Source organism: Pseudomonas sp. SDO524_S393, from assembly GCF_054071875.1.
On record NZ_JBSVVZ010000012.1, the window covers coordinates 56,753 to 78,280 of the forward strand.

Annotated in this window: 20 protein-coding genes; 4 read left to right on the forward strand and 16 right to left on the reverse strand. The window is 62.5% G+C overall.

Features of this window, described 5'->3' with window-relative positions:
* Positions 1-47 precede the first annotated feature (47 nt).
* The 10 genes from tssH to ACW9IB_RS07890 form a co-directional block, all read right to left on the reverse strand.
* A complete protein-coding gene (gene tssH / locus ACW9IB_RS07845) occupies positions 48-2,684 on the reverse strand; it encodes a type VI secretion system ATPase TssH (protein ID WP_457413079.1) in 2,637 nt (878 codons plus the stop codon).
* A complete protein-coding gene (gene tssG, locus ACW9IB_RS07850) occupies positions 2,677-3,699 on the reverse strand; it encodes a type VI secretion system baseplate subunit TssG (RefSeq protein WP_457413081.1) in 1,023 nt (340 codons plus the stop codon). Before tssG ends, tssH begins: the two co-directional genes overlap by 8 nt.
* Positions 3,684-5,561, reverse strand: a complete 1,878-nt coding sequence (gene tssF / locus ACW9IB_RS07855) for a type VI secretion system baseplate subunit TssF (protein ID WP_457364161.1) — start codon at positions 5,559-5,561, stop codon at positions 3,684-3,686. The genes tssG and tssF overlap by 16 nt, the downstream gene beginning before the upstream one ends.
* A complete protein-coding gene (tssE, locus tag ACW9IB_RS07860) occupies positions 5,558-6,076 on the reverse strand; it encodes a type VI secretion system baseplate subunit TssE (protein WP_457364162.1) in 519 nt (172 codons plus the stop codon). Before tssE ends, tssF begins: the two co-directional genes overlap by 4 nt.
* Before the next feature lie 122 nt (positions 6,077-6,198).
* On the reverse strand, positions 6,199-6,681 hold the full coding sequence (locus tag ACW9IB_RS07865; RefSeq protein ID WP_457364163.1) for a type VI secretion system tube protein Hcp: 483 nt from the start codon (positions 6,679-6,681) through the stop codon (positions 6,199-6,201).
* A 29-nt stretch (positions 6,682-6,710) separates the two neighbouring features.
* A complete protein-coding gene (gene tssC, locus ACW9IB_RS07870) occupies positions 6,711-8,210 on the reverse strand; it encodes a type VI secretion system contractile sheath large subunit (protein WP_457364164.1) in 1,500 nt (499 codons plus the stop codon).
* Positions 8,211-8,301: 91 nt separating this feature from the next.
* A complete protein-coding gene (gene tssB, locus ACW9IB_RS07875) occupies positions 8,302-8,802 on the reverse strand; it encodes a type VI secretion system contractile sheath small subunit (protein ID WP_457364165.1) in 501 nt (166 codons plus the stop codon).
* A gap of 39 nt (positions 8,803-8,841) precedes the next feature.
* On the reverse strand, positions 8,842-9,888 hold the full coding sequence (gene tssA, locus ACW9IB_RS07880; RefSeq protein WP_457413083.1) for a type VI secretion system protein TssA: 1,047 nt from the start codon (positions 9,886-9,888) through the stop codon (positions 8,842-8,844).
* 78 nt (positions 9,889-9,966) lie between these two features.
* The gene (locus tag ACW9IB_RS07885; protein WP_457413085.1) at positions 9,967-11,001 is read right to left on the reverse strand and encodes a catalase family peroxidase; all 1,035 of its coding nucleotides are present in this window, start codon (positions 10,999-11,001) and stop codon (positions 9,967-9,969) included.
* Positions 11,002-11,052: 51 nt separating this feature from the next.
* Positions 11,053-11,970, reverse strand: coding sequence for an anti-sigma factor family protein (locus ACW9IB_RS07890; RefSeq protein WP_457413087.1), 918 nt, complete (start codon positions 11,968-11,970; stop codon positions 11,053-11,055).
* Positions 11,971-12,443: 473 nt separating this feature from the next.
* Between ACW9IB_RS07890 and ACW9IB_RS07895 the strand changes: the two genes are divergently transcribed.
* Positions 12,444-12,995 carry an RNA polymerase sigma factor gene (locus ACW9IB_RS07895; RefSeq protein WP_457364169.1) on the forward strand — a complete coding sequence of 184 codons (552 nt, stop codon included), beginning with the start codon at positions 12,444-12,446 and terminating at the stop codon, positions 12,993-12,995.
* 42 nt (positions 12,996-13,037) lie between these two features.
* On the opposite strand, the gene ACW9IB_RS07900 is transcribed toward ACW9IB_RS07895, so the two are convergent.
* The gene (locus ACW9IB_RS07900) at positions 13,038-14,075 is read right to left on the reverse strand and encodes an AraC family transcriptional regulator ligand-binding domain-containing protein (protein WP_457364170.1); all 1,038 of its coding nucleotides are present in this window, start codon (positions 14,073-14,075) and stop codon (positions 13,038-13,040) included.
* A 204-nt stretch (positions 14,076-14,279) separates the two neighbouring features.
* On the opposite strand from ACW9IB_RS07900, the gene ACW9IB_RS07905 reads away from it, so the two are divergent.
* The gene (locus ACW9IB_RS07905) at positions 14,280-15,221 is read left to right on the forward strand and encodes a SphA family protein (protein WP_457413088.1); all 942 of its coding nucleotides are present in this window, start codon (positions 14,280-14,282) and stop codon (positions 15,219-15,221) included.
* A gap of 146 nt (positions 15,222-15,367) precedes the next feature.
* Here the strand turns inward: ACW9IB_RS07905 and ACW9IB_RS07910 are convergent, their stop codons facing one another.
* From ACW9IB_RS07910 to ACW9IB_RS07925, 4 genes are all read right to left on the reverse strand, one after another.
* Entirely contained in the window at positions 15,368-16,576 is a 1,209-nt protein-coding gene (locus tag ACW9IB_RS07910) for a DSD1 family PLP-dependent enzyme (protein ID WP_457413120.1), read from the reverse strand.
* 59 nt (positions 16,577-16,635) lie between these two features.
* A complete protein-coding gene (locus ACW9IB_RS07915) occupies positions 16,636-17,964 on the reverse strand; it encodes a D-arabinono-1,4-lactone oxidase (RefSeq protein ID WP_457413121.1) in 1,329 nt (442 codons plus the stop codon).
* A 77-nt stretch (positions 17,965-18,041) separates the two neighbouring features.
* The gene (locus ACW9IB_RS07920; RefSeq protein WP_457413089.1) at positions 18,042-18,398 is read right to left on the reverse strand and encodes a c-type cytochrome; all 357 of its coding nucleotides are present in this window, start codon (positions 18,396-18,398) and stop codon (positions 18,042-18,044) included.
* 96 nt (positions 18,399-18,494) lie between these two features.
* Positions 18,495-19,313, reverse strand: coding sequence for an arylamine N-acetyltransferase family protein (locus tag ACW9IB_RS07925; protein ID WP_457413090.1), 819 nt, complete (start codon positions 19,311-19,313; stop codon positions 18,495-18,497).
* Positions 19,314-19,433: 120 nt separating this feature from the next.
* On the opposite strand from ACW9IB_RS07925, the gene ACW9IB_RS07930 reads away from it, so the two are divergent.
* A complete protein-coding gene (locus ACW9IB_RS07930) occupies positions 19,434-19,670 on the forward strand; it encodes a DUF6555 family protein (protein WP_457364174.1) in 237 nt (78 codons plus the stop codon).
* A 109-nt stretch (positions 19,671-19,779) separates the two neighbouring features.
* Here the strand turns inward: ACW9IB_RS07930 and ACW9IB_RS07935 are convergent, their stop codons facing one another.
* Complete coding sequence (locus ACW9IB_RS07935) at positions 19,780-20,727, reverse strand: alpha/beta fold hydrolase (protein WP_457413091.1); 948 nt, start codon at positions 20,725-20,727, stop codon at positions 19,780-19,782.
* A 242-nt stretch (positions 20,728-20,969) separates the two neighbouring features.
* Between ACW9IB_RS07935 and ACW9IB_RS07940 the strand changes: the two genes are divergently transcribed.
* Complete coding sequence (locus ACW9IB_RS07940) at positions 20,970-21,473, forward strand: NUDIX hydrolase (RefSeq protein ID WP_457413093.1); 504 nt, start codon at positions 20,970-20,972, stop codon at positions 21,471-21,473.
* Positions 21,474-21,528 lie beyond the last annotated feature (55 nt).

Below are 21,528 nucleotides of genomic sequence, written 5' to 3' on the forward strand. Positions count from 1 at the left end.
CGGATTTATTCCACCCAAGGGTGCATCGACCTCGACAGGCGAGAGCGTTATGACGCCTCGAACGCGTACGTGAACTCGCCACCCTCGACACCGACCCGCACCTGGGTCGCCGGTGTGCCGAGCAGCAGGCGGTTGAGAAACTCGGTACTGATCGCCGGCAACATCGAGTTGGTCAGGATCGCGTCGATCATCCGCCCGCCGCTTTCCAGCTCGGTGCATCGGCTGGCGATCAGGTGCACCACGTCGTCGCTGTAGCTGAACGGGATCTTGTGGGTGCCGGCGATGCGTTTTTCGATGCGCCCCAGTTGCAGACGGATGATGTTGCCGAGCATGGCGTCGCTCAGCGGGTAGTACGGGATCACCACCAGGCGCCCGAGCAGGGCCGGCGGGAAGACTTCCAGCAGGGGCTCGCGCAGGGCCTTGGCGATGGCGTCCGGCGCGGGGGTGTTCTGCGGGTCGCGGCACAGGCGGCTGATCAACTGGGTGCCGGCGTTGGTGGTGAGCAGGATCAGGGTGTTCTTGAAGTCGATGATCCGGCCTTCGCCGTCCTCCATCCAACCCTTGTCGAATACCTGGAAAAACAGCTCGTGCACGTCCGGATGGGCCTTCTCCACTTCATCCAGCAGCACCACGCTGTAGGGCTTGCGCCGCACCGCTTCGGTCAGCACACCGCCTTCGCCGTAGCCCACGTAACCGGGCGGTGCGCCCTTGAGAGTGGAAACGGTGTGGGCTTCCTGGTACTCGCTCATGTTGATGGTGATGACGTTCTGTTCACCGCCATACAGCGACTCGGCCAGGGCCAGGGCGGTTTCGGTCTTGCCCACCCCGGAGGTGCCGGCCAGCATGAACACGCCCACCGGCTTGCCGGGGTTGTCGAGGCCGGCGCGGGAGGTCTGGATGCGCCGCGCGATCATCTCCAGCGCGTGGTTCTGGCCGATGATGCGCTGGCCCAGACGGTCGGCCAGGCGCAGTACGTTTTCGATCTCGTTCTTGACCATGCGCCCCACGGGAATGCCGGTCCAGTCCTGCACCACCGAGGCCACGGCCTGCTCGTCGACGCTGATCAGCACCAACGGGTGTTCACCTTGTTGCGCCGCCAATTCGTCCTGCACCTGGCGCAGCTCCGCCAGGCCGGCTTCACGGTCGGTCGCTTCGGCCAACTGGCTGCGCAGACGCTGGATCTGCTCCACCAGCGCCAGCTCGTTGTCCCAGCGCCCCTCCACTTCGTCGAGGCGTTCACGCTCGGTCACCAGCAGCGCTTCGACGGACGCGCGACGGCTGGCGGTCTCGACGCCAATCGCGGTTTCACGCTCGATGATCGCCAGTTCGGTTTCCAGCGCTTCGATGCGGCGACGGCTGTCGTCCACCTCGGCTGGCGTGGCGTGCAGGCTGATGGCGACGCGGGCACAGGCGGTGTCGATCAGGCTGACGGCCTTGTCGGGCAACTGACGCGCCGGAATGTAGCGATTGGACAGGCGCACCGCCGCTTCCAGCGCCGAGTCGAGGATCTGCACCTGGTGGTGGTTCTGCATGGTTTCAGCGATGCCACGCAGCATCAGCAGGGCACGGGTTTCGTCGGGTTCGTCGACCTGCACGGTCTGAAAACGCCGGGTCAGGGCCGGGTCTTTTTCGATGTGTTTCTTGTACTCGGCAAATGTGGTCGCGCCCACGGTGCGCAGGGTGCCACGGGCCAGTGCCGGCTTGAGCAGATTGGCCGCATCACCGGTGCCGGCGGCACCGCCTGCGCCGACCAGGGTGTGGGTTTCGTCGATAAACAGCACCACCGGTTTGACGCTGGCCTGCACCTCATCGATCACCGAGCGCAGACGCTGTTCGAACTCGCCTTTCATGCTCGCGCCGGCCTGCAACAGGCCCACGTCCAGGGCCAGCAACTGCACGTCTTTCAGGCTCGGTGGCACGTCGCCCCGGGCAATGCGCTGGGCGAAGCCTTCAACCACGGCGGTCTTGCCCACGCCCGCCTCGCCCACCAGGATCGGGTTGTTCTGGCGACGGCGCATCAGGATGTCGATCACCTGGCGAATCTCTTCATCGCGACCGACGATGGGGTCCACCTTGGTGGTGCGCGCCTGTTCGGTGAGGTCAACGGTAAAGCGCTTCAACGCCTCCTGCTTGCCCATGGCCGCCGGTGCCAGCGCGCCTGCGTCTTCACCGGGCACCTGGAAGCCATCGCTGGCGGTCATCTGCGCTTCGGGGGAGTCCTTGAGCAACGCGCTGAACTGTTCGCTCAGGTCGTCGACGCCGACCTTGTTGAACTCGCGCGAAACGCCATACAAGCCGTTGCGCAGGCTCGGGGTTTTCAGCAGCGCCAGCAGCAAGTGACCGGAACGTACCTGGGTTTCGCCGAGCATCAGGGTGGCATAGACCCAGGCGCGCTCGACGGCTTCTTCGACCTGGCTCGACAGATCGGTGACCGAGGTCGAGCCCCGGGGCAGACGATCGAGGGCAGCGGTAAGATCCCGGGCCAACACCGCCGGGTCGATGCCGTAGTGCCGGATCAGACGCAGCAGGTCCGAGTCGGTCAGTTGCAGGATCTGCTGCAACCAGTGCACCAGCTCCACATAGGGGTTACCGCGCATCTTGCAGAACACGGTACTGCTTTCGATCGCCCGGTAGCACAGGCTGTTGAGTTTGCCGAAAAGCGCGACGCGACTGATATCAGCCATGGGCAGATCCTTGAGAAGAATGGACGGAGATGCGCGGGTTGATCAGCAATTGCCGGTCATCCTGCTTGGGGGCTTTGCTGCTCAGCCAGCTGGTCCAGCCCAGGGGCGCGGAACCGAGGCGCAAGCCAGGCAATTGTTCTTTTTTGACGATCAGGTTGACGTCCCAGTCCATCGCCAGGCCGACGTACTGGCGTACCCAATCCTGCACCCGTTGCAGGCTGTCGCCACCGGGCAGCAGGCGGCGGGTCTGGTCCAGGTCCAGGGGGCCGATCAGCAGGCGGAATTTGTGCTGGGTGTTCCAGACTTTCTTGCCCATCACGGTGGTCTGGCCGAGCACCGGCGCATCCGGGCCGCTGCGCAAGGCACACAGGCCGTCAGCGGGCAGCGTCATCCAGTGGCCGACAAACTGCTCGACCTTCACCGGCACCCCGAGGTAATCCGTGAGCAACGCCGCCAGGCCTTCGGCATTGCGCGTCTGCGGGCCCAGGCGACCGGCGAAGTGCAGCTTGCCCACGTCCGGCAGCGAGTCACGCCCCAACAACGAGGGCATGCCGATGCCGATCAGCGACCCCAGGTAATGGGCAAAACGGTCGGCGCCGGGCCGGTCCAGGCTCACCGCCGGCTGGGCGCTGGCCCAGGCGCGGTAGAACAGGCTGATCATGCGGTGATGGAACACGTCGCAGAATGCGGCGAGCGTCGGGTCATTCTGGTTGCGCTGACGGTCGCGAATGTATTCGGTGAGGTGAATCGGCAGCGGGCCATTGGCGCCCATCAGGCCGAAGAAATTCAGCAGCAGTCTGGGCGTTGCACCCGGCTTGAGCCCGGCGATCATCGCCGGCTCGAATGCCAGCGACGGTTGCTGGCCGAATCGCACCGCCTCATCCGCCGGGCGCGCGGCCTGGCCGATGCGGGGCAGTTGCGGGAACGCGCATTCCAGCTGGCGCAGGGCGCCATAAAAATCGAAACGCCCCGGGTGCGCTTCAAGGGCGCTGAGCAGGCTCAGAGGATCTCGCATCTGCCCACCCGCGCCGGCCATTGCATGATCACACCACGGGTGGTGCTTTTGATCACCGTTTCGGTGAACGAATTGAGCGACACGTACTTGGCGAAAAACTGTTCCAGCACCGAGCCCAGCACAAACACGCCGGCGCCTTCGAAGGCGGCTTCATCCAGGGTCACGCACACTTGCAGGCCACGCCCATAGGTGATCGGGCCCGGCAGCGGCAGGCGCCGCACAATGCTCTCGGCGGTGACCGAGCGCAGGCCTTCGATCTGCTTGTGGGCGGCTTCGTCTTCGACGCGGCAGTACAGGCGCAACAGGTCACGCAACGCCGTGGCGCCCTGCTCCTTGTCCTGGTCCAACAGCGACAGGTAGTTGAGCGACAAGTGACTGACCAGCCGCCACGCCGTCTCGCCTTCGGCAAACGATGGCGCGGGCACGGTGGGCCCGGCCACGCAACGCACTGACTGCACCGGCGCGCCGGACTCGACGCTGAAATCGGTGCGGCCGCTGCCCACCGGCATGCTCAGCACCAGGTCGCGGTTGCTGCACAGGGTGTCGATGCCCAATTGGCGCAGATCGCTGCGGTGCGGCGCTTCCTGGGCGTCGACCAACGACAGGAACAACTCGCTGCCGATATAACTGGAGCGCGGCCCCTGGCGTCGTTGCTGCTCGGACAACACCCGCGTGTCGCGACGTACCTGGTAGAACGCCTTGGGCGGCGTACGCGCATGCAGGTCGTTGGCGCGGTAAAACGATTCGAACGTCTGGCTGGCGTCGGCGCCGCTGCCATAGCCGGTGACGTCTTCGACCTGGTAGATCTCGTAATCCATCGGCCGGGTACGGTCGGGAATCACGTGGTATTCGGCTTGCTGGTCCGACAGGTGCACCCGCTCGGCGCGCATCGGGAACAGGTTGATCGCCGGCGTGCAGTGCAGGCCGAAGTTGGCGGCGCTGAGGCTCTGCTCCAGCACCGGGTCGAGCTTCTTGAACAACACGATCACGTCCAGTTGTTCGGCGGTGCAACGGCTCACGCTGTTCGCCAGCCCGGCCACTTCAGCGAACAGGAAGCGCTGGGGCATGGCGAAGTATTCCTGCAGCAGCCGATAGCCCTGGAACGAACGCGGACCGGTGGGCAGCAAGGCTTCGCTGTCGCTGTAGCCCACGCTGCGAATCGCGCTTTTGGGCAGGAACTGGTGCCAGTCCACATGCTCCTGCACCGGCATTACCAGCACCCCGGCCGCCTGGGCCAGCAATTGCTCGAGGATGCGTGACGGCATGGCTTCACCGCCACGGATGTGCAGCGACAGGTTGTCCAGCGCCAGCTCGCTGAAGGTCAACCCGGCGCCCACCCGCAGGCGCAGACGCAAGGCCGCCTTGACGGTGCCGAGGCGCGACAGGTCGACCCCGGCCACTTGGGCACCGCAGGCGAAGTAGCGCGCTTCCACCAGTTCCATTGGCCACAGGGTCACATCGTGGGCGGTGCGAAACTCACAGGCGGTCTGGTCGCCTTTGCCCAACTGGCTGTGCAAGGCACTGTCGCGGGGGACCTTGAACCCTTCGGCCAGCCTGCCCTCGCCCATGTCCGGCTGTAATTGCACCACCGCCATCGAAGGTGTGGGCGCCAGGTATTGCGGGTAAACCAACTCCAGCAGGTGGTTGGTGAAGCGCGGGAATTCGGCGTCGATTTTCAGTTGCACGCGTGCGGCCAAAAAGCTGAAACCCTCCAGCAAGCGCTCCACGTAGGGGTCGGCGCAAGCGTAGGTTTCCAGCCCCAGGCGACCGGCGACCTTGGGGTAGTCGCGGGCGAATTCACCGCCGACTTCCCTCAGGTGGGCCAGTTCACGTTCGTAGTAGCGCAACAGTTTGGCGTTCACCGCACGTCCCTTGTTTCGATATCGAAGACCCTGGCCTCGCCTGCTTCCAGGTCGAGTTCGGTCTTCAGGTACAGGCGCTCGGGCAACGGCTGGCCCCAGAGTTCGCCATGAATTTCAAAGGCCACCTGATTGGGGCTGGCCGCTGCGCCTGCGGGTGCAACCGGCACCACGCGTACGCTTTCACGCAGAATTCGCGGTTCGAAGTCCCAGATCGCCTGGCGGATACGTCGCGCCAGCTCTTCACGGTCCAGACCGGCGGCGGTCTTGCCGGCGAGGTCCGGCAAACCAAAATTGATCACCGATTGCACGGCCAGCGGGTGCGCACTGAGGTCGCGAAAGCTGCCCAGGCTGGTGCTGTTGAGCAGCCACCCCAGGTCACGCAGCACCGCCTTGCGCAAGCCGCGCATGGACAACACACGCTTGTCGCGCGGCTCCACGGCGTGGCCGGTGTCGTCATCGCTCAAGCGATCGAGCAAGGACGGCTGCAGGCGTTCGCGGCTGGTGAGTTCAGCCATTGGATAAAGCCTCCATCAGTCAGTGAGCGGGCCTATCGGGATGAAGGGCTTCTTGTGGTGAGCGGGCTTGCCCGCTCACTACAAAAAAACCATTCAGTGCAATAGTCCGCCGGGCAGCCGGATCAGATCTTCTGGTTCTTTTCCAGGTCCCACTTCTTCGGTGTACCGGTTTTCACGGTGTCGCCGGTGAAGGAGTCGAACTCGTAGCTGATGGTGGTGAAGTTGATCGAGATGGTTTCGCTCGGGCGCTCGCCGTTACTGCTGGCGGAGTACGAGCTGATGATGGCGCTGCCGAGGATCAGCTTGAGGAATACCTGTTGTTTCTTGTCCGGACCGCCGGTCTGGATGAAGTGAATCTCGGCATCGCCCAGGCTCTTGCCGCACACCGCTTGCATGAACAGGTCGGCCGAGGCCAGGTCGGTGGCCTTGCTCAGGGAGATTTCCGAGAACGACGGGTTGCTGGTGTCACGGTCGGTGCCGCCACCGCTGGTGGAAATCGCGCGGCCAACGCCCATCTGCATGGCGTCGATGGTGATCCAGTCAGTGTGCGCCTCAACGGTGGAGGTGCCTTTGATTTGGGTGCCTTTGAAGTTCAGCAGGATCATGATGGTTACCTTTCAGGGTTGATCAGTTTTTATGAGGCTTTGGTGGACGGCAGCTTGGAAACCAGACGCAGGGACACGGTCAGGCCTTCGAGCTGGTAGTGCGGGCGCAGGAAGAACTTGGCGCCGTAGTAGCCGGGGTTGCCTTCGATCTCTTCCACCACCACTTCAGCGCCGGCCAGTGGCTTGCGGGCCTTGTCGGCATCGGTGGCGGTGGCCGGGTTGTGTTCCACGTAGCGACCGATCCAGTTGTTGAGCCAGATCTGCATGTCGTCGCGCTCTTTGAACGAGCCGATCTTGTCGCGCACGATGCACTTCAAGTAGTGCGCGAAGCGGCAGGTGGCGAACAGGTACGGCAGGCGCGCGGCCAGGTTGGCGTTGGCGGTAGCGTCCGGGTCTTCATACTCGGCAGGCTTGTGCATCGACTGCGCGCCGATGAACGCGGCCAGGTCGCTGTTCTTCTTGTGCACCAGCGGCATGAAACCGTTCTTCGCCAGTTCGGCTTCACGACGGTCGCTGATGGCGATTTCGGTCGGGCAGGTCATGTCCACGCCGCCGTCGTCGGTCGGGAAGGTGTGCACGGGCAACCCTTCCACCACGCCGCCGGATTCGATGCCGCGAATCTGCGAGCACCAGCCGTAGTGTTTGAACGAGCGGTTGATGTTCACCGCCATCGCATAGGCGGCGTTGGCCCAGGTGAAGTCCTTGGCGCCGGCGGCGTCGGTGGTCTCTTCGAAGTCGAATTCTTCCACCGGGTTGGTCTTCGCACCGTAAGGCGCACGGGACAGGAAGCGCGGCATGGCCATGCCCACGTAGCGGGAGTCTTCACTGGCGCGGAAACTGCGCCAGGCGGCGTGTTCCGGGGTCTGGAAGATCTTGGTCAGGTCACGCGGGTTGGCCAGTTCCTGCCACGACTCCATCAGCATCACGCTGGGGTCGGCGGCGGTGATCAGTGGGCAGTGGGCAGCGGCACTGACGCGAGCCATCTGGGTCAGCAACTCGACGTCCGGCGCGCTGTTGTTGAAGTAGTAATCCGCCACGAACGCGCCGTAGGGCTCGCCACCGAACTGGCCATATTCCTCTTCGTAGAGTTTCTTGAAGATCGGGCTCTGGTCCCAGGCCACACCTTTGAACTTGCGCAGGGTCTTGTGCACTTCGTTCTTGGAAATGTTCATCACCCGAATCTTCAGCGACTCGTCGGTCTCGGTGTTGTTGACCAGGTAATGCAGGCCGCGCCAGGCGCTTTCCACGCCCTGGAATTCCTCGTGGTGGAGGATGTGGTTGACCTGCTCGGTGAGCTTCTGGTCGAGGGCGGCGATCAGGCCTTCGATGGTGCCGAGCACGTCGTTGGGCATCAGGTTGGTGCCGTGCAAGGCCTGCTCAGCCAGGGTGCGTACGGCGGTTTCCACCGCTTCCTTGGCCTTGTCGGTCTTGGGCTTGAACTCTTTCTGCAACAGGCTGGCGAAGTCGCCGGCGTCGAATTCCGTGGCCGGAGCGAGTTGCCCTGGCTGTTCCGATTGCGTAGTGGACATGACGGTATCCTTGAATTTTGGGCAAACGCGTCCCGTACCGGGGCAAACGAGGCACCGGCGGCGTAAGCGTTCAGTCGGTTATTCGGGGTGGTTATTCAGTCGGCTTGGGCGCACTGCTCAAGGCTTGCATCACGGTCGGATCGGCAAGCAGCTTGGCCAGCAGTTCCTCGGCACCGACCTTGCCGTCCATGTAGGTCAGCAGGTTCGACAACTGGCTGCGCGCGGTGAGCAACTGGTTGAGGCTGGGCACCTTGCTGGCAATGGCGGCCGGGCTGAAGTCGTCCATCGACTCGAAAGTGATTTCCACCGGCAGGTTGCCTTCACCGGTCAAGGTGTTGGGCACCTGGAACGCCACGCGTGGTTTCATCGACTTGAGCCGCTCGTCGAAATTGTCGATGTCGACTTCCAGAAACTTGCGTTCGGCCACCGGCGGCAGCGGCTCGGCCGGTTTGCCGGAAAGGTCGGAGAACACGCCCATCACGAAGGGCAGCTGCACGGTTTTTTCCGAACCGTAGATCTCCACGTCGTACTCGATCTGGACGCGCGGCGCACGGTTGCGGGCGATGAATTTCTGACTGCTTTCTTTGGCCACAGGAATAGCTCCAGTGAGTGAGGGTTAGGACGAAAAGGGTCAGTTGTCGCTGTTGCGAATACCGCTGACCAGCGCCAGTTGCGCAAGCCCGTCGGGGGCGAGGTCTTGCAACAATTCCATGAAGTTCTTGTCGATCAGCGTCTTGGCCCGTTGCAACAGAAACGGCACCGGGCTTGCGGGTTCGTGGGTCTGGAAATAAGTGCACAGGCGGTCGATGGCCTGGCGCGCGTCGTCGCGACTGTTGATCTCGCCGCGTGGGGCCTGGGGCGCGGCGGCGACAGGCGCTGTTGCGGCTTCTGGCGTGACGTTCTCGACGGCCTGCACCGATGCGCCTCCGGGCTGATACCGATGAATCGCTTCGCCGGCCCGGCGCAGCAAGGTGGCCAGGCCGCTCAGGTCGATGGCGCGGCCCACGCCGACTTTTTCGGTCAAGCGTTGCTCGATCTGCACGCTCAGGGTCATGGCCTGTGCCAATGCCGCCTCGGTGGCGCTCAACGCGGCCGGATCCGCTTCGGCAAACGCGCCGTCGATCATGCCCAGGCTGAGGCCGTCACCCTCGCCGCCTTGCTCGGTGCCGGCCAACTCGATCTGGCGCAGGCTGATGGGTCCCACATTGCGGGCGTTGACCAGCGGCGCATCCAGCGCATCGCGCAACAGGCCGACGGGCTCACACAGGAACGCCAGGATATTGATGCGCAGCAGCGGGTCGTTGTCGTCGTCAGGATCCAGTTGCGGGTGCAGGCCGTCCCAACAGTGTTCCAGCAACGCGTGCACCAGTTGCAGGCCCGCGGCCAGCCCGGCGAAGCCTTGCAGGTTGAGTTGGGCACGGGTCAGCCAGATGGCCAGACGCAGATCGCGACTGCGCTCCATCAGGGGCAAGGCGAGTTGCATCACCCGCTTCCAGTTAGGCTCGATGGCTTGGGTGATGGTGTCGCCGTACTGCACTTCGGGTTTGCCGAGGGCCTCTTCTTCCAGTTCGAGGAATTCGGGGTCGTATTCGAAGTTCTGGCCACAGGCATCGGCCTCGCCCAAGGGCAAGGCCAGCGCAGTGAAATCCAGTGGTTGAGCTTCGGTGGGCAGGCCCATCGTACTTCCCTCGTGCAAGTTGTTCTGGGGATAGAACAAGCGAGGGAAATGATTTATTCCGCGGGACCGGAAAATTTCTTAATGCGAGCTTTCCTCAGCCACACGCCGCCGATGAGACTCGGCATACGCCGCCTTGCGCGACAGCAGCAACGGGTCGTCCGAAGGCTCGATGCCGGGCGGTAACTGCAGCGGGTTGAAATCAACGTCGCGGCAGGCACCGTCCATCTGGGACTGCTGGTCGTCGATCACCAACACGCCGGCGTCGATCTGCCGACGACCTTCAGGCCAGAGCACCGTGGCATCGGTGGTGACATCCCCGGGCTCGGCCAGGGTGAAGATCAGGTGCCAGCGCACCGGGCCTTGATCCAGCAAGGTGGCGAAGCCAAAGGCGAGAAAATCCGGGTCGCTGCGCTGCTCGGCTGTCATCTCCTTGTAAGGCGTCTCAGGCACCATGCTCCAGCGCACGAAGCGCACCCGCCCCTGGGCGTCGATCATGCGGAAGGCGTTGACGCTGTAGAACGTGGTGTTGTCGAACCCGGAAGAGCCGGGATGCTCCTCCAGCCAGGTCTCGAACGGGCGCATTTCGGGATGGGTATCCTTGAAGGCCTGCATCTTGTCCGGGTCGGGACCGACGCCGCCGTACTCCGGCACCGAGGCGCGCAATTGCGCGTAGAAGCCTTCGGGCGTGTTCACGGCGAACACCGGCACGGAGTTCATCGCCAGGTACCAGGGCTCTTCATCGCTGCCGACCAGCCACAGGGCCATGCTGCGAACCATGCCATGTTCATCGGCCTGGGTCGGGTCGCCGCCGGCGGCGGACAGGCGGCCGATCACGGGCACGGTGCCACGCTGCAACACGGCGGCGCGGGAAATTTCCACCGCGTTGCCGTTGCTTTCAAATCGGCCGCTGATGCACTGGCCCTTGGCGTGATTGCGACGAAAACCGGGATGGGCACCGCCGGCGACGTTTTCCATTTCATCGACGATGCGCTCGGCGGTGGCCGAGGGAACATACAAGGAGGAAAAAAGCCACGCACCGAGGCCGACGATTGACACCGCAGTGAGGGCAAGAGGCAGGCGATGACGTTTTTTCAGCAGAAGAAGTTTTTTCATCAAGCTATCTGGGATCGCGGCATTGGGTACCCATGCCCGACCCCAGCATGGTCATTTCTGGAGGCCGGCGATCCACAGGGGAGCGGGCGAACCAGTAAACAACTGGCCTGCACTGCGGTCGGCGACAAGTCGGGCAACGGCGTTGAGGTCCACACCTTCGGGCTCGCCGATCAGGGCGTAGCCCAGTTCGGACTGACGCCAGGTGACAACGTTCATTTGCGCGACGCTTTGCTGGGTGATGGACTGGTCCGGTTTCGGCTCTTTCATCACACACAGCGCGACGGGCGCACCATTGGCCGGCAAATATACCAGCTGAATCAGCGCTTTGTTGTTAAAACGCAAACGCTGCACACGCTTGAAGGTCAGGCCGGCGGCGCTGAGGTCCGGCACGCGCAGGGCAAGACCGTCGATGTTGCGGATATCGGCCAGGGTCTTGATGACCGCATCGGACGGCTGAGCGCCGTAGGCCACGGTTTCGCGCGTATAGAGATGCTGGTATGCCGCCGCCTGTTGCACCCAGGGCGAGGCTTGCGCAACCGCGGGCGCGGCTGCATCAAAACCGGGCTTGAGCACGCCGCTGAACGCACCAACTTGAAGCACCAGCGCGTAACAGGCCGCGCCCGCGACGAAGGTCAGCGCAGGCCATGCAAATTTAGGTTGGAGAAACGCGAACAGGCGACCGAAAACGCTGTCTGTTCTACCAGTCGTCGGAGCAGAGGCCGTTTTCGGCGCCTGAGCAGCCGTATGCTGAGCCGCCAATGCCGCAATACTGAGCTTCAGACTTTCGGGAACCGGTGGCACGTTCTGCCGGGCAAATGCTTCCTCATAAGGCAGGCAGGAAGCCATCAACCGAGAGACTCGTTGAGCCAGGTCCGGCGAAGCGTCTATGAGCCGCTCTAGCTCCTGGTTCTGTTGCGGCGAAAGGTCGCCGTCAACATAAGCCATTAGCAAGGCATCATCCGCTACCATGGGGTTATCTCTCCGTTTGTATTCATCAATTTTTTGCTGTGTGGTTCCCGGCTTTGTGAGCCGAAGCGGCGAGTCAGCGGGTAGCGACAAGCCATCATATTGATATCATCTTTACTGTTGCAACAGGGCAAAAAAACTTTAAAGCAACCAGCGAATACTCGGCGACACGTGCAAATACTCTAAGAGAACACCCTAAAACTGAAAATATTCCCAGCGTCGAATAAATCTTATATGTTTCACTCAGTGTCTGGCGAATTTTCCTGACACGATTGTCAGAAATACTGGCCTGTTACATGCATAAGCTTTCAAAAAGCTTTCAAATTGATACACTTTGTCAGCATCTTGATACAATTCACTGCGACCCCAGGACCCTCAGCACGCAAAAAGGACGCCGCGACACAGGCATCCGCTACGGTATCGACCTCGTAGCCTGACCGCACCATTTTAGGCAACAAGAAATAAAAAGAGGAAATATGTCGATCACCGGTGCTGACTTACCCGCACTGCTCCCGGAACTGCTGCCCCGCTTGTGGGCATTCGCCTTGCGCATTTCCGGCGACAAGCACGATGCCGAAGACCTGGTTCAGCTCGCCTGTGTCCGCGCGCTGGAACGCTCCCATCAGTTGCAGCCCGACACGTCGGTACTGAGCTGGATGTTTTCGATCGTCCATTCCACCTGGATCAACGAACTGCGCTCGCGCAAAGTACGCAGCCGTTCGCGCATGGACTGGAACGACGAGTTCCTGGAAACCGTCAGCGACCCCGAGGCGCCCAACCCGGAGTCCGACCTGATGCACCGGCAGATCATCGAAGCGGTGGAAAAACTCCCCGAAGGCCAGCGCGAAGTCATGCTGCTGGTGGGGGTCGAACGCTTCAGCTACAAGGAAGCCGCCGAAATGCTCGACCTGCCGATCGGGACCATCATGAGTCGCTTGTCCCGGGCGCGTCAGGCGATCGGCGCGCTTTTTGATTCGCCAAAAAGCAAACCTTTGCGCGCTCGGCCCCAAAGTTCGTCCGCCTCCTGACAACCGCTCTGGATCGGCCTCCTGACGGGATCACCCGAAGGATTACGCCACCCCGCCGCCTTCACCGCGAAACGTACTGGGGCTGACCCCCGTCCAGCGCTTGAACGCCCGCCGAAAACTGCGCACATCGCGGTAGCCGACCTCCTCGGTGATCCGCTCGATGGACAGCCCCGGATTGCCCAGCAAGCCCATGGTTCGCGCACGCCGCACCTGCTCCAGCAGCGCTTCGAAGGTCAGGCCGTGTTCGGTGAGGCGCCGGCGCAGGGTGCGGCCGCTCATGTTCAGGTCGCCGGCGACCTTTTCCAACTGGCTACCCTGCAAGTCACGGGCGATGGCCCGCTCCACCGCCTGGATCAGGTCCATCTTCTGATGCAACTGGGCGCTTTCCAGCTCCAGCAATTCCAACGCCTGGCGCAACGCCAGCGCATGGTGATTGGGCAGACACACATCCAGCCAATGGGACGCCAGCACCATGCGATTGTGCAGACAACCAAAACGCACATCGGCGCCGAACAAGCGCGCGTACTCCGCCTGATACGGCGGCGCGGCGTGCACGAACTCCACCCGCAGCGGCATGAAACCCGGCCCGACCAGCGCGCGCCCGTAGACCATCAGGCTGGCGAAAAACTCTTCGGCGGCAAACACCTGTACCTCGGCATAGGGCAGCAGGCATTCGACGTCGATAAACACTTCCGGGCCGTGTTCATGGGTACGCGTGGTGGCGATGCCGCCGGAGGTGTGCTGATGACGCTCGCCAATGGCGAAGGCATCGCGCAAGGTCTTGCACAGGGAAATCACATGGCCGAGCAACCCCAGGGTACCCAGCACATTTTGATTGCCCACCCACAGCCCCAGCCCCTGATCGGGCAAGGCCTTGAGCGCGCGCTGGATCATCGCCACGGCCTGGCGATAGGAAATGCGCTGGGCCGGGTCATCCAGATCGGCCAGGGTAAATCCCAGGCCCCGGCACAGCGCTTCGGCACTGGCGCCCTTTTGCGCCACCACCTGCCCGAGGGTTTGCAGCAGAAACGGCGACACAAGCGCCAGCTCGAAATGCGGGTCAACGGCTTTCCTTTGCATGGATCACGGCTTCCTGACTGAGTGCATCAGTTCTTGTTTTAGAAACATTCTGACAATCATAGGCGCTTGCAAGAGTCGCTGCACCCTGAGTGAAAACTGTCCGGCAAAGTCCCCCTATCTGTCCTCCAAAACCCTGCCCCGCCCGGCCTTCAAGGCTTATTTCTATGGCCAGCAGTGCCCTAACAATAATTAAAGAGGCCAGACATGAACCCCACCCGTGCGCTTCACCCGCTGCAACTCGCCCTGTTGAGCCTGATCAGCCTGCCGGCGCTGGCCACCGAAGGCGGCGTCGACAACATCGGCCCCGGCACCGACGGCTTCTACACCCTGCCCCTGGACGTGAACAACCTGCCGGACCACATGTTCGCCTTCAACCTGTATTACAACCATTACGAAGCCCGCAAACTGGACATCAGCTCCCTGGGCGGCAAGGTTTCCGAGGTGCGGATCAAATCCGATGCGATCATCCCGCGTCTGGACTACCTCAGCCCCGTACGCATTTTCGGCGGGCGCCTGGGCGGCTATATCGCCCAGCCTTACCTCAAGCAACAGGTGTCGCTGTTCGGCATGTCCGATACCCGCGAAAGCATGGGCGACACGACGCTGGCGCCGATCATCCTGTGGGACATGGGCCCCGACCTGACCCTGGCCGCCGCCGTGGAAATCACCCTGCCCACCGGCGAATACGATGCCGCACGCCTGGCCAACACCAGCAACAACTTCTACACCTACAAACCGCTGGTCTCGGCGACCTGGCTGCCCACCGACCGCACCGAGCTGTCGATCAAAGCCACCTACAGCTTCAACGAAGAAAACCACGACACCGACTACCGCTCCGGGCAGATCTTCCACTTCGACTACTCGGCCAGCTACAAAGTGACCGACAACCTGAGCCTGGGGCTCAACGGCTACTACCTCAAACAGACCACCGACGACAAACAGTTCGGGCGCACCGTCACCAATATCTTCGGCGAGGATGTGGACGACGGCGTACGCGGCCAAGTGTTCGCCATAGGCCCTGCGGTGTATTTCACCTTCCTCAAATACGCCAGCGCAGAAATCCGCTGGGCCAAGGAATTCGACGTGAAAAACCGCCCCGAAGGCGACATGTTATGGGCCAAGCTCACCATCCCCTTTGCCCTCTAAACCCACGCGGACTTTGTAGTGAGCAGGCTTGCCCTGCGCCGGGCTGCGCAGCGGCCCCAATAAGACCACCGCGCTTCCCCAGGCACACCGAGGTATCTGGTTTCAGGGCCGCTGCGCGCCCCGGCGCTGCTGTTAAACCCGCTTTGTCAGCTATACACCGGCCAGCGCTCGACGATCTTGCCAGCCCGCACCGCCAGCAAATCACCGAACTGCAACAGCACGAATTCGCTCTGGGTCGGGCGCAGGAATACCTGGTCTTCGACGTTCAAGCCTACTGCCGGCGAGCCATTGACCATTTCCTGGTTGGAACTGCGCCCATACAGGTCGTTGCTTTGCAGCCCCTGGGGCGATTCGAATTCCGCCAGCCAGTTACCGCCGTAAATAAAGTAGGTGCCGCGCTGGTTCGGATCCCACCACGAAAACATCCGCGACTTGCCGTCCAGCGCCGGGATGTTCACCGGCCCGGTGCTTTTCAACACGGGCGTGGCGATAAACGCCGCCGGCACGTGCTCGCTCAGGGACGGCAGATCGTAATGGGTGGGCTTGAGCAGCGCCGTACCCACCGAGACCTCACTGCTGAGGCGTTCCTGCTCATGGATGCGGTAACTCGGGCTGCCCGCCGTGTTCAGCGTCAGCCCGTCGCGCCACAGCCCCGCGAACTGCTGTCGGACGAAATCCACATGCCCGTTGTAGCGCTGCATCACCTGTTCGAACAACGCTTGGGGCGAGCCAAGAATCCCCGGCACGCCCATACCCACGAACGGGTCATAGCCCATGAAACCGGCAAACTCCAGGTGCTGCGGGTGCGTGCCGATCAGCGTGAGCATCTGCCCCAGCACCGCGTTATCACTGACTCCACCACGGTGCAGCCCCACATCCAGCTCGATATTGACCCGCAACCGCGTACCCAAGCCCTGGGCCAGCGCCAAGTACTGTTGCAACCGCTCCGGCGTATCCAGCAACCATTGCAACTGGCGCGACGGGTCGAACGGTCCTTTATGGGCCTGGTAGAAAATCTCTGCCGAGCGCACCGGCAGCGGCTTGCCCAACAGGATATCGGCCTCGGGAAACACCTGAGCATCATGGTTCAGGAACGGCTGGTGAAACGACATCAGGCGCTGCGTTCCCGCCCGCTGGGCGATATACGCCAACAAGCCCGGCGACGGCAGCGACTTTTCCACCAGCCGCAGGTGCTTGCCGCCGCGCTTGACCGACTGCATCACCACATCGATGTTGTGATCCAGGCGATCGAGGTCGATCAGCATCACCGGACGCATCGGCCCATGGGCCTTGAGCTCGGCGTTGAGGCTGCGGAAATAGTCGCTGTACGGCCCGCCGCGATCACTCGGACGCAAGCCCCACGCCCCGGCGACCAGCAACGCCCCGGCGCCCACTACGAAATGTCGGCGTTTCATCAGACCACCCCCAGGATGGATGCCAGGTGCGCGTTGAGGAATTTGCCGCCAGGGTCGAGCTCGCGGCGCACGCGGGCGAATTCGTCCCAACGCGGGTACAGCGGCTGCAACGTACGGGCGTTGAGGCTGTGCAACTTGCCCCAGTGCGGGCGCCCGGCGTACTTCCAGAAAATCGGCTCCACGGCGGCGAAGAAATTATGGTGGTCCATGGCGTAGTGCTGGTGCACGGAGATCGAGCAACTGTCGCGCCCCTCGAACATGCTCAGGGGAATGTCGTCGGCCTTGACGTAGCGGTACTCGATGGGAAACCAGGTGCGCAGGTCCTTGTCGGTGATCAGTTTGAGGATCTCGCGCAGGCACGCCGGGCCCTGCTCGGCGGGCACGGAATATTCCATCTCGTTGAAACGCACATTGCGCACGTTGGCATACACCTGGAACGACTCGGCCACCCGGTCCTCGAAGCTGGCGAAAAAGCGCAGGCTGTTGAGCAAGGTGCGCCGGGTGTCGGGAAAGTCGCTGGCGTATTTGTCGAGCTTTTCGATGATCGACACAAACTCATTGCCGCCCGCTTCCGCCGGGTCGACCGGTGGCGTTTCGGGGTCGCCGGTTTCGTTAAGTGCGATGGCCAGGGCGTAGTCGGAATGGGTCACCACCAGCATTTCCCAGTGCTGGTTTTCCCGGGTGTGCTTGTCGACTTCCTCCAGCAGCTCTTCGGTCCTGGCGATCCACTGGCGTTCGCGCAGGCGATACGGCGTGCGGTTCTGCGAGCGGATCTGCGTGGCCACCCCCAACGCGCCGAGGGACACCCGCGCCGCGTTGAATACCGCGGGGTGGCGCTGGGCGTCGCAGTCCAGCACCTCGCCGGTGGCGGTCACCAGTTGCAGGCCGGTGACACAACCGGAATACGAGGTAAACCCCACGCCCGTGCCGTGGGTAGAGGTGGAAATCGCGCCGGCCAGGGTCTGGTAATCGATGTCCGCCATGTTCGGCAGCGCCTGGCCCACCGCTTTCAGCGCCGGCCCCATGCGCGACATCGGCGTGCCGGCGGCGAAGGTGGCTTGCAGGCTGGCCGGGTCATGGTCGAGCAGTCCGTTGAAGTAACTCAGCGACAACAAGGTGCCGTCGGTGGGCACCAAGGCGCTGAAAGAATGCGCCGAACCCACGGGGCGAATCTGCCCCGGCGCCTGGCGGATCGCCTGCACCAGTTCATCCAGGTTCTTCGGTGCCAGACGCGCCAGAGGCAGGCAGGTTTGTGCCCCCGACCAGTTGCGCCAGGGAATCAAGCGTGGCGCCCGGGCCAATTGGGCCAGCACCGGGTTGCTGGCCAACGCCAGGAAAGCCCCGGCCAAGCCGCTACGCTGCAACAGTTGCCGCCGTGAAAGCGTCATCCGCCCTCTCCCCTTTCTTATGGTTGGATGGAAACACCGGCCATAAAGCTGATCAGCGCCACAAACTGCTCCTCGGAACACTGCATGCACAGGCCCATCGGCGGCATGCCGTTGTAGCCGTTGATGCTGTGATCCAGCAGGGTGTCCGCGCCCTGGGCCACGCGCGGGCTCCACGCGGTACGGTCGCCGGTCAGCGGCGCACCGGAGGCCGGGTTGGCGTGGCACAGCTTGCAACTGGTGTCGTACACCTGCGCCAACGCCGCATCCGTGGGCATGGCGCTGACCGCCGTGGCGGGTCCGGGGGCGTGTTTCGTGGTGTCGTCACAGGCGCTCAGCAGGCCGAAAACGGCCAGCGACAAGACAATGCGGCGCATGGCCACCCTCTCTGCTTATTGGTGTGGAAAGCGACTTTCACACTAAGGCAGCGAGGGCTCCACGTTGAGGGTTTTGGCGGACACAAAGGGGGCTTGTCAGGCCAGCAGCAAACGCTCCAGCGCGTCATGCAGCCCGGGATGCTGCGGCAAGCGAATCCCCAGGGTATCGCGCAACACCGCCAGCACCTCATCCACCTGCTTCAGGGTGCGCTTGTCACTCGGTCGGTCCAGGTAATGCACTGCGTAGTTGGCATTGCCCAGGGTATAGCGCCGCCCCGGCGCCAGCAGCGCGGCCTTCAACTGGCCGACGAAGGATGACTGCGGGTGAGTGGAGACGTACCAGTTGCCGATTTCGTAGTCGATGTCGGCCTGTTCCTCCAGGTCGAACACGTACAGACACCGCCACTCCTCGCCCACCTGGGCCCACAGCGTGTAGTGGCCGTTGTTGAAGGTCAGGCGATACGGTTCGTGGGCCGTCACCTGGGGCGCCTCGGTGTCCAGCCGCAACGGGCTGCTCGGCACCATGCCGCCAAAACCGACGTCGGTGACATAGTGCACGCCGTCCAGCGTCACCAGGCTCAAGCGATGGGTGCGCCCGGTGCGCACGTCCGGCGGCCCGCCCATCACCACCCACCCCGTCAGGCCGCGCGCCTCGAAGCCCAGTTCCTGCAACAGCGCCAGGAACAACTGGTTCAGCTCGAAGCAATAACCGCCGCGCCCATCGAGCAAGACCTTTTGCTCGACACTCGCCAGGTCCAGCGGCACCGGCAAATGCAACAGCGACGACAGGTTTTCAAAGGCAAAAGTACACACATGGCGCAACTGCAACTCCCGCAAAGTTTGCAGCGTGGGCGGTGGCGGCGCGTCGTAGCCCAGGCGTTGCAGGTACAGGCGGCTGTGGGTCAGATGGGGCATGGCACACTCCTTGGGCGCATGGCAAAGGCGCCACTATGCCGCGACAGTATGCACCTTGTCATTTTGACTGAACCTTTTGGAACCTTGCGCTCTCCATTTATAACAAGACAGGGAGGCAACATGAGCAGCGCGAAAATCTACACCATCCACTACCAACTGCACGGTCAACCGAAAACCTTCGTCGTCCGCGCCGAACTGATGAACAACGCCGAAGCCTGGCACTGGGCAGCCGTGGACGCGGATATTGCCCACGTCAGTCGCGTAGGGCGTGTGGGGCATGAGCAGGTGAAGAAGACCACACGACCGTGGGCGGAGAAGTTCGGGATCAGTGAGGTAACGTGGGTGGCGCCGAGATAAGCAAGAAAAACCCCGCTGATCAGGCGGGGTTTTTATAGGTAACGACTTCGATGACGGGTGTACCTGAAGTCAGAGATCGCGTGGTAGTGATGCCCCCTCCGTCAGCGCCTTACTGCTTGCCCAGGAAGCTGGCCGTGCGCTCGACCACCTCATCCAGCCGGGTGTCCATGGCAAAGTGTCCCGCGTCGAGAATCACGATGCTCGCAGTGGGCAGATCGCGCTTGAACGCCTGGGCCCCCTCGACGATAAACGCCGGATCGTACTTGCCCCACAGCACCAGCGTGCGAGGCGCATGGCTGCGCAACCAGGCCTGCCATGCCGGGTAAGCGGCGATGTTGGTGCGATAGTCGTAGATCAGCTCCATCTGGATGGCCGCCTCACCCGGACGATTGAGGAAGGCGACCTCGTCGTGCCACAGGTCGGGATCGTAGGCACTCACATCCGGGTCGGTGCCGATATGGCGCGCCCGCGTCAGCTCCACCGAAAGATGCGCGGTTTGAATCGCAGCCTCATGGGCCGCGCGGTTCTCCCAGTACGCCTTGCGGGTCTCCCACATCTTGCCCAGGCCTTCGCTGTACACGTTGCCATTCTGGAAGATCATTGCCGTTATCGCCTGCGGCCTGGCCATCGCCAGACGCATGCCCACCGGCGCGCCGTAGTCCTGCATGAACAGCGCGTAGCGCTTGACGCCCACGGCATCGGTAAAGTGCGCCATCAGCTGGGCGTAATGATCGAAGGTATAGCTGAACTGGCCCGGAGCGGGTGCGTCACTGTTGCCAAAGCCCGGGTAGTCAGGCGCGATCAAGTGGAAGCGTCCCCCCAGGCGACGCATCAAGGCGTCATACATCCGCGAAGAGCTCGGCACGCCATGCAGCAGCAAAACGGCGGGAGCCTCAGGATCACCAATCTCGCGATAGGCGATCTTGACGCCGTCCACCACCACATCGCGGTAAGCCATCCGGGCCTGTGCCGCCCCCGAAGAGGCCGCACAGGCCTCACCTGCTCCCACCAGAAATGCCAACAACACACCCAGGTAACCCTTGGCCCGAAAAGACATAACCATCACTCCTTTATCACTACGTTGAGAGGTTCCCGAACTGGCCGCGTCGTACGGCTAGCCCGCTGAACCAAATGATCAACGTCTTTGTTTTTGATAAGAAGCGACGCCCCGGGCAATGGATCGTTTCGTGGAATGAAATGGTGGTTGCCAGCTACCGGCCAGTGACAGCTTGCAGGGTGGGGTTGCTGTGGATGAGATTGCTCTCCACACTTCAACGCCTTACAGGAGATCAACATCCCATGCGTGAACGCAAAGCCGCTCGATTGCTCGTCATCAGCCCCTCTCGAAAAGTCCTGCTATTCAGATTTGTGCATAAAAACGGGGCCTTGGCCGGCGACAACTACTGGGCCACCCCAGGCGGGGGGTTGGAAGCAGGAGAAACCTTCCACGCCGCCGCGTTGCGTGAACTACGCGAAGAAACCGGTATTCAGACCACCACCGTCACAGGCCCCGTAGCGGAGCGCAACGTTGCATTGCGCCTGCCCGACGGTGAAAAGGTATTGGCGGTCGAGCAGTATTTTGTTGTGCACGCGCAGAGCGAGAGCGTTTCCAGTGCGCAATGGACGACACACGAGACCCAAGTCATGGCGGAACATTACTGGTGGTCGGTTCAGGAACTGAAGGACACGGAGGAACAGGTGTGGCCGGAGGGGTTGGTGGGCATGCTTGAGAGGGTCTTTGATTCCCCTGCAGAGCGTGGGAACGGTCATCAAGGCTTGACCACCGAAATCGCCGGACACTGAAAGCTGTAGTCCACTCTTTTTTGGATAAAGTCGGTCTCATTGTCTTGCACCTCGC

What these genes read in the sequence shown, in the direction of transcription:
- tssE (WP_457364162.1), bottom strand. Translation starts at nt 6,076, where the DNA reads ATGGCTGAACTCACCAGCCGCGAACGCCTGCAGCCGTCCTTGCTCGAT.
- ACW9IB_RS07930 (WP_457364174.1), top strand. Translation starts at nt 19,434, where the DNA reads ATGAGCAGCGCGAAAATCTACACCATCCACTACCAACTGCACGGTCAA.
- ACW9IB_RS07920 (WP_457413089.1), bottom strand. Translation starts at nt 18,398, where the DNA reads ATGCGCCGCATTGTCTTGTCGCTGGCCGTTTTCGGCCTGCTGAGCGCC.
- ACW9IB_RS07935 (WP_457413091.1), bottom strand. Translation starts at nt 20,727, where the DNA reads ATGTCTTTTCGGGCCAAGGGTTACCTGGGTGTGTTGTTGGCATTTCTG.
- ACW9IB_RS07895 (WP_457364169.1), top strand. Translation starts at nt 12,444, where the DNA reads ATGTCGATCACCGGTGCTGACTTACCCGCACTGCTCCCGGAACTGCTG.
- ACW9IB_RS07865 (WP_457364163.1), bottom strand. Translation starts at nt 6,681, where the DNA reads ATGATCCTGCTGAACTTCAAAGGCACCCAAATCAAAGGCACCTCCACC.
- ACW9IB_RS07925 (WP_457413090.1), bottom strand. Translation starts at nt 19,313, where the DNA reads ATGCCCCATCTGACCCACAGCCGCCTGTACCTGCAACGCCTGGGCTAC.
- tssC (WP_457364164.1), bottom strand. Translation starts at nt 8,210, where the DNA reads ATGTCCACTACGCAATCGGAACAGCCAGGGCAACTCGCTCCGGCCACG.
- ACW9IB_RS07905 (WP_457413088.1), top strand. Translation starts at nt 14,280, where the DNA reads ATGAACCCCACCCGTGCGCTTCACCCGCTGCAACTCGCCCTGTTGAGC.
- tssH (WP_457413079.1), bottom strand. Translation starts at nt 2,684, where the DNA reads ATGGCTGATATCAGTCGCGTCGCGCTTTTCGGCAAACTCAACAGCCTG.
- ACW9IB_RS07885 (WP_457413085.1), bottom strand. Translation starts at nt 11,001, where the DNA reads ATGAAAAAACTTCTTCTGCTGAAAAAACGTCATCGCCTGCCTCTTGCC.
- ACW9IB_RS07890 (WP_457413087.1), bottom strand. Translation starts at nt 11,970, where the DNA reads ATGGTAGCGGATGATGCCTTGCTAATGGCTTATGTTGACGGCGACCTT.
- tssG (WP_457413081.1), bottom strand. Translation starts at nt 3,699, where the DNA reads ATGCGAGATCCTCTGAGCCTGCTCAGCGCCCTTGAAGCGCACCCGGGG.
- tssA (WP_457413083.1), bottom strand. Translation starts at nt 9,888, where the DNA reads ATGGGCCTGCCCACCGAAGCTCAACCACTGGATTTCACTGCGCTGGCC.
- ACW9IB_RS07940 (WP_457413093.1), top strand. Translation starts at nt 20,970, where the DNA reads ATGCGTGAACGCAAAGCCGCTCGATTGCTCGTCATCAGCCCCTCTCGA.
- ACW9IB_RS07900 (WP_457364170.1), bottom strand. Translation starts at nt 14,075, where the DNA reads ATGCAAAGGAAAGCCGTTGACCCGCATTTCGAGCTGGCGCTTGTGTCG.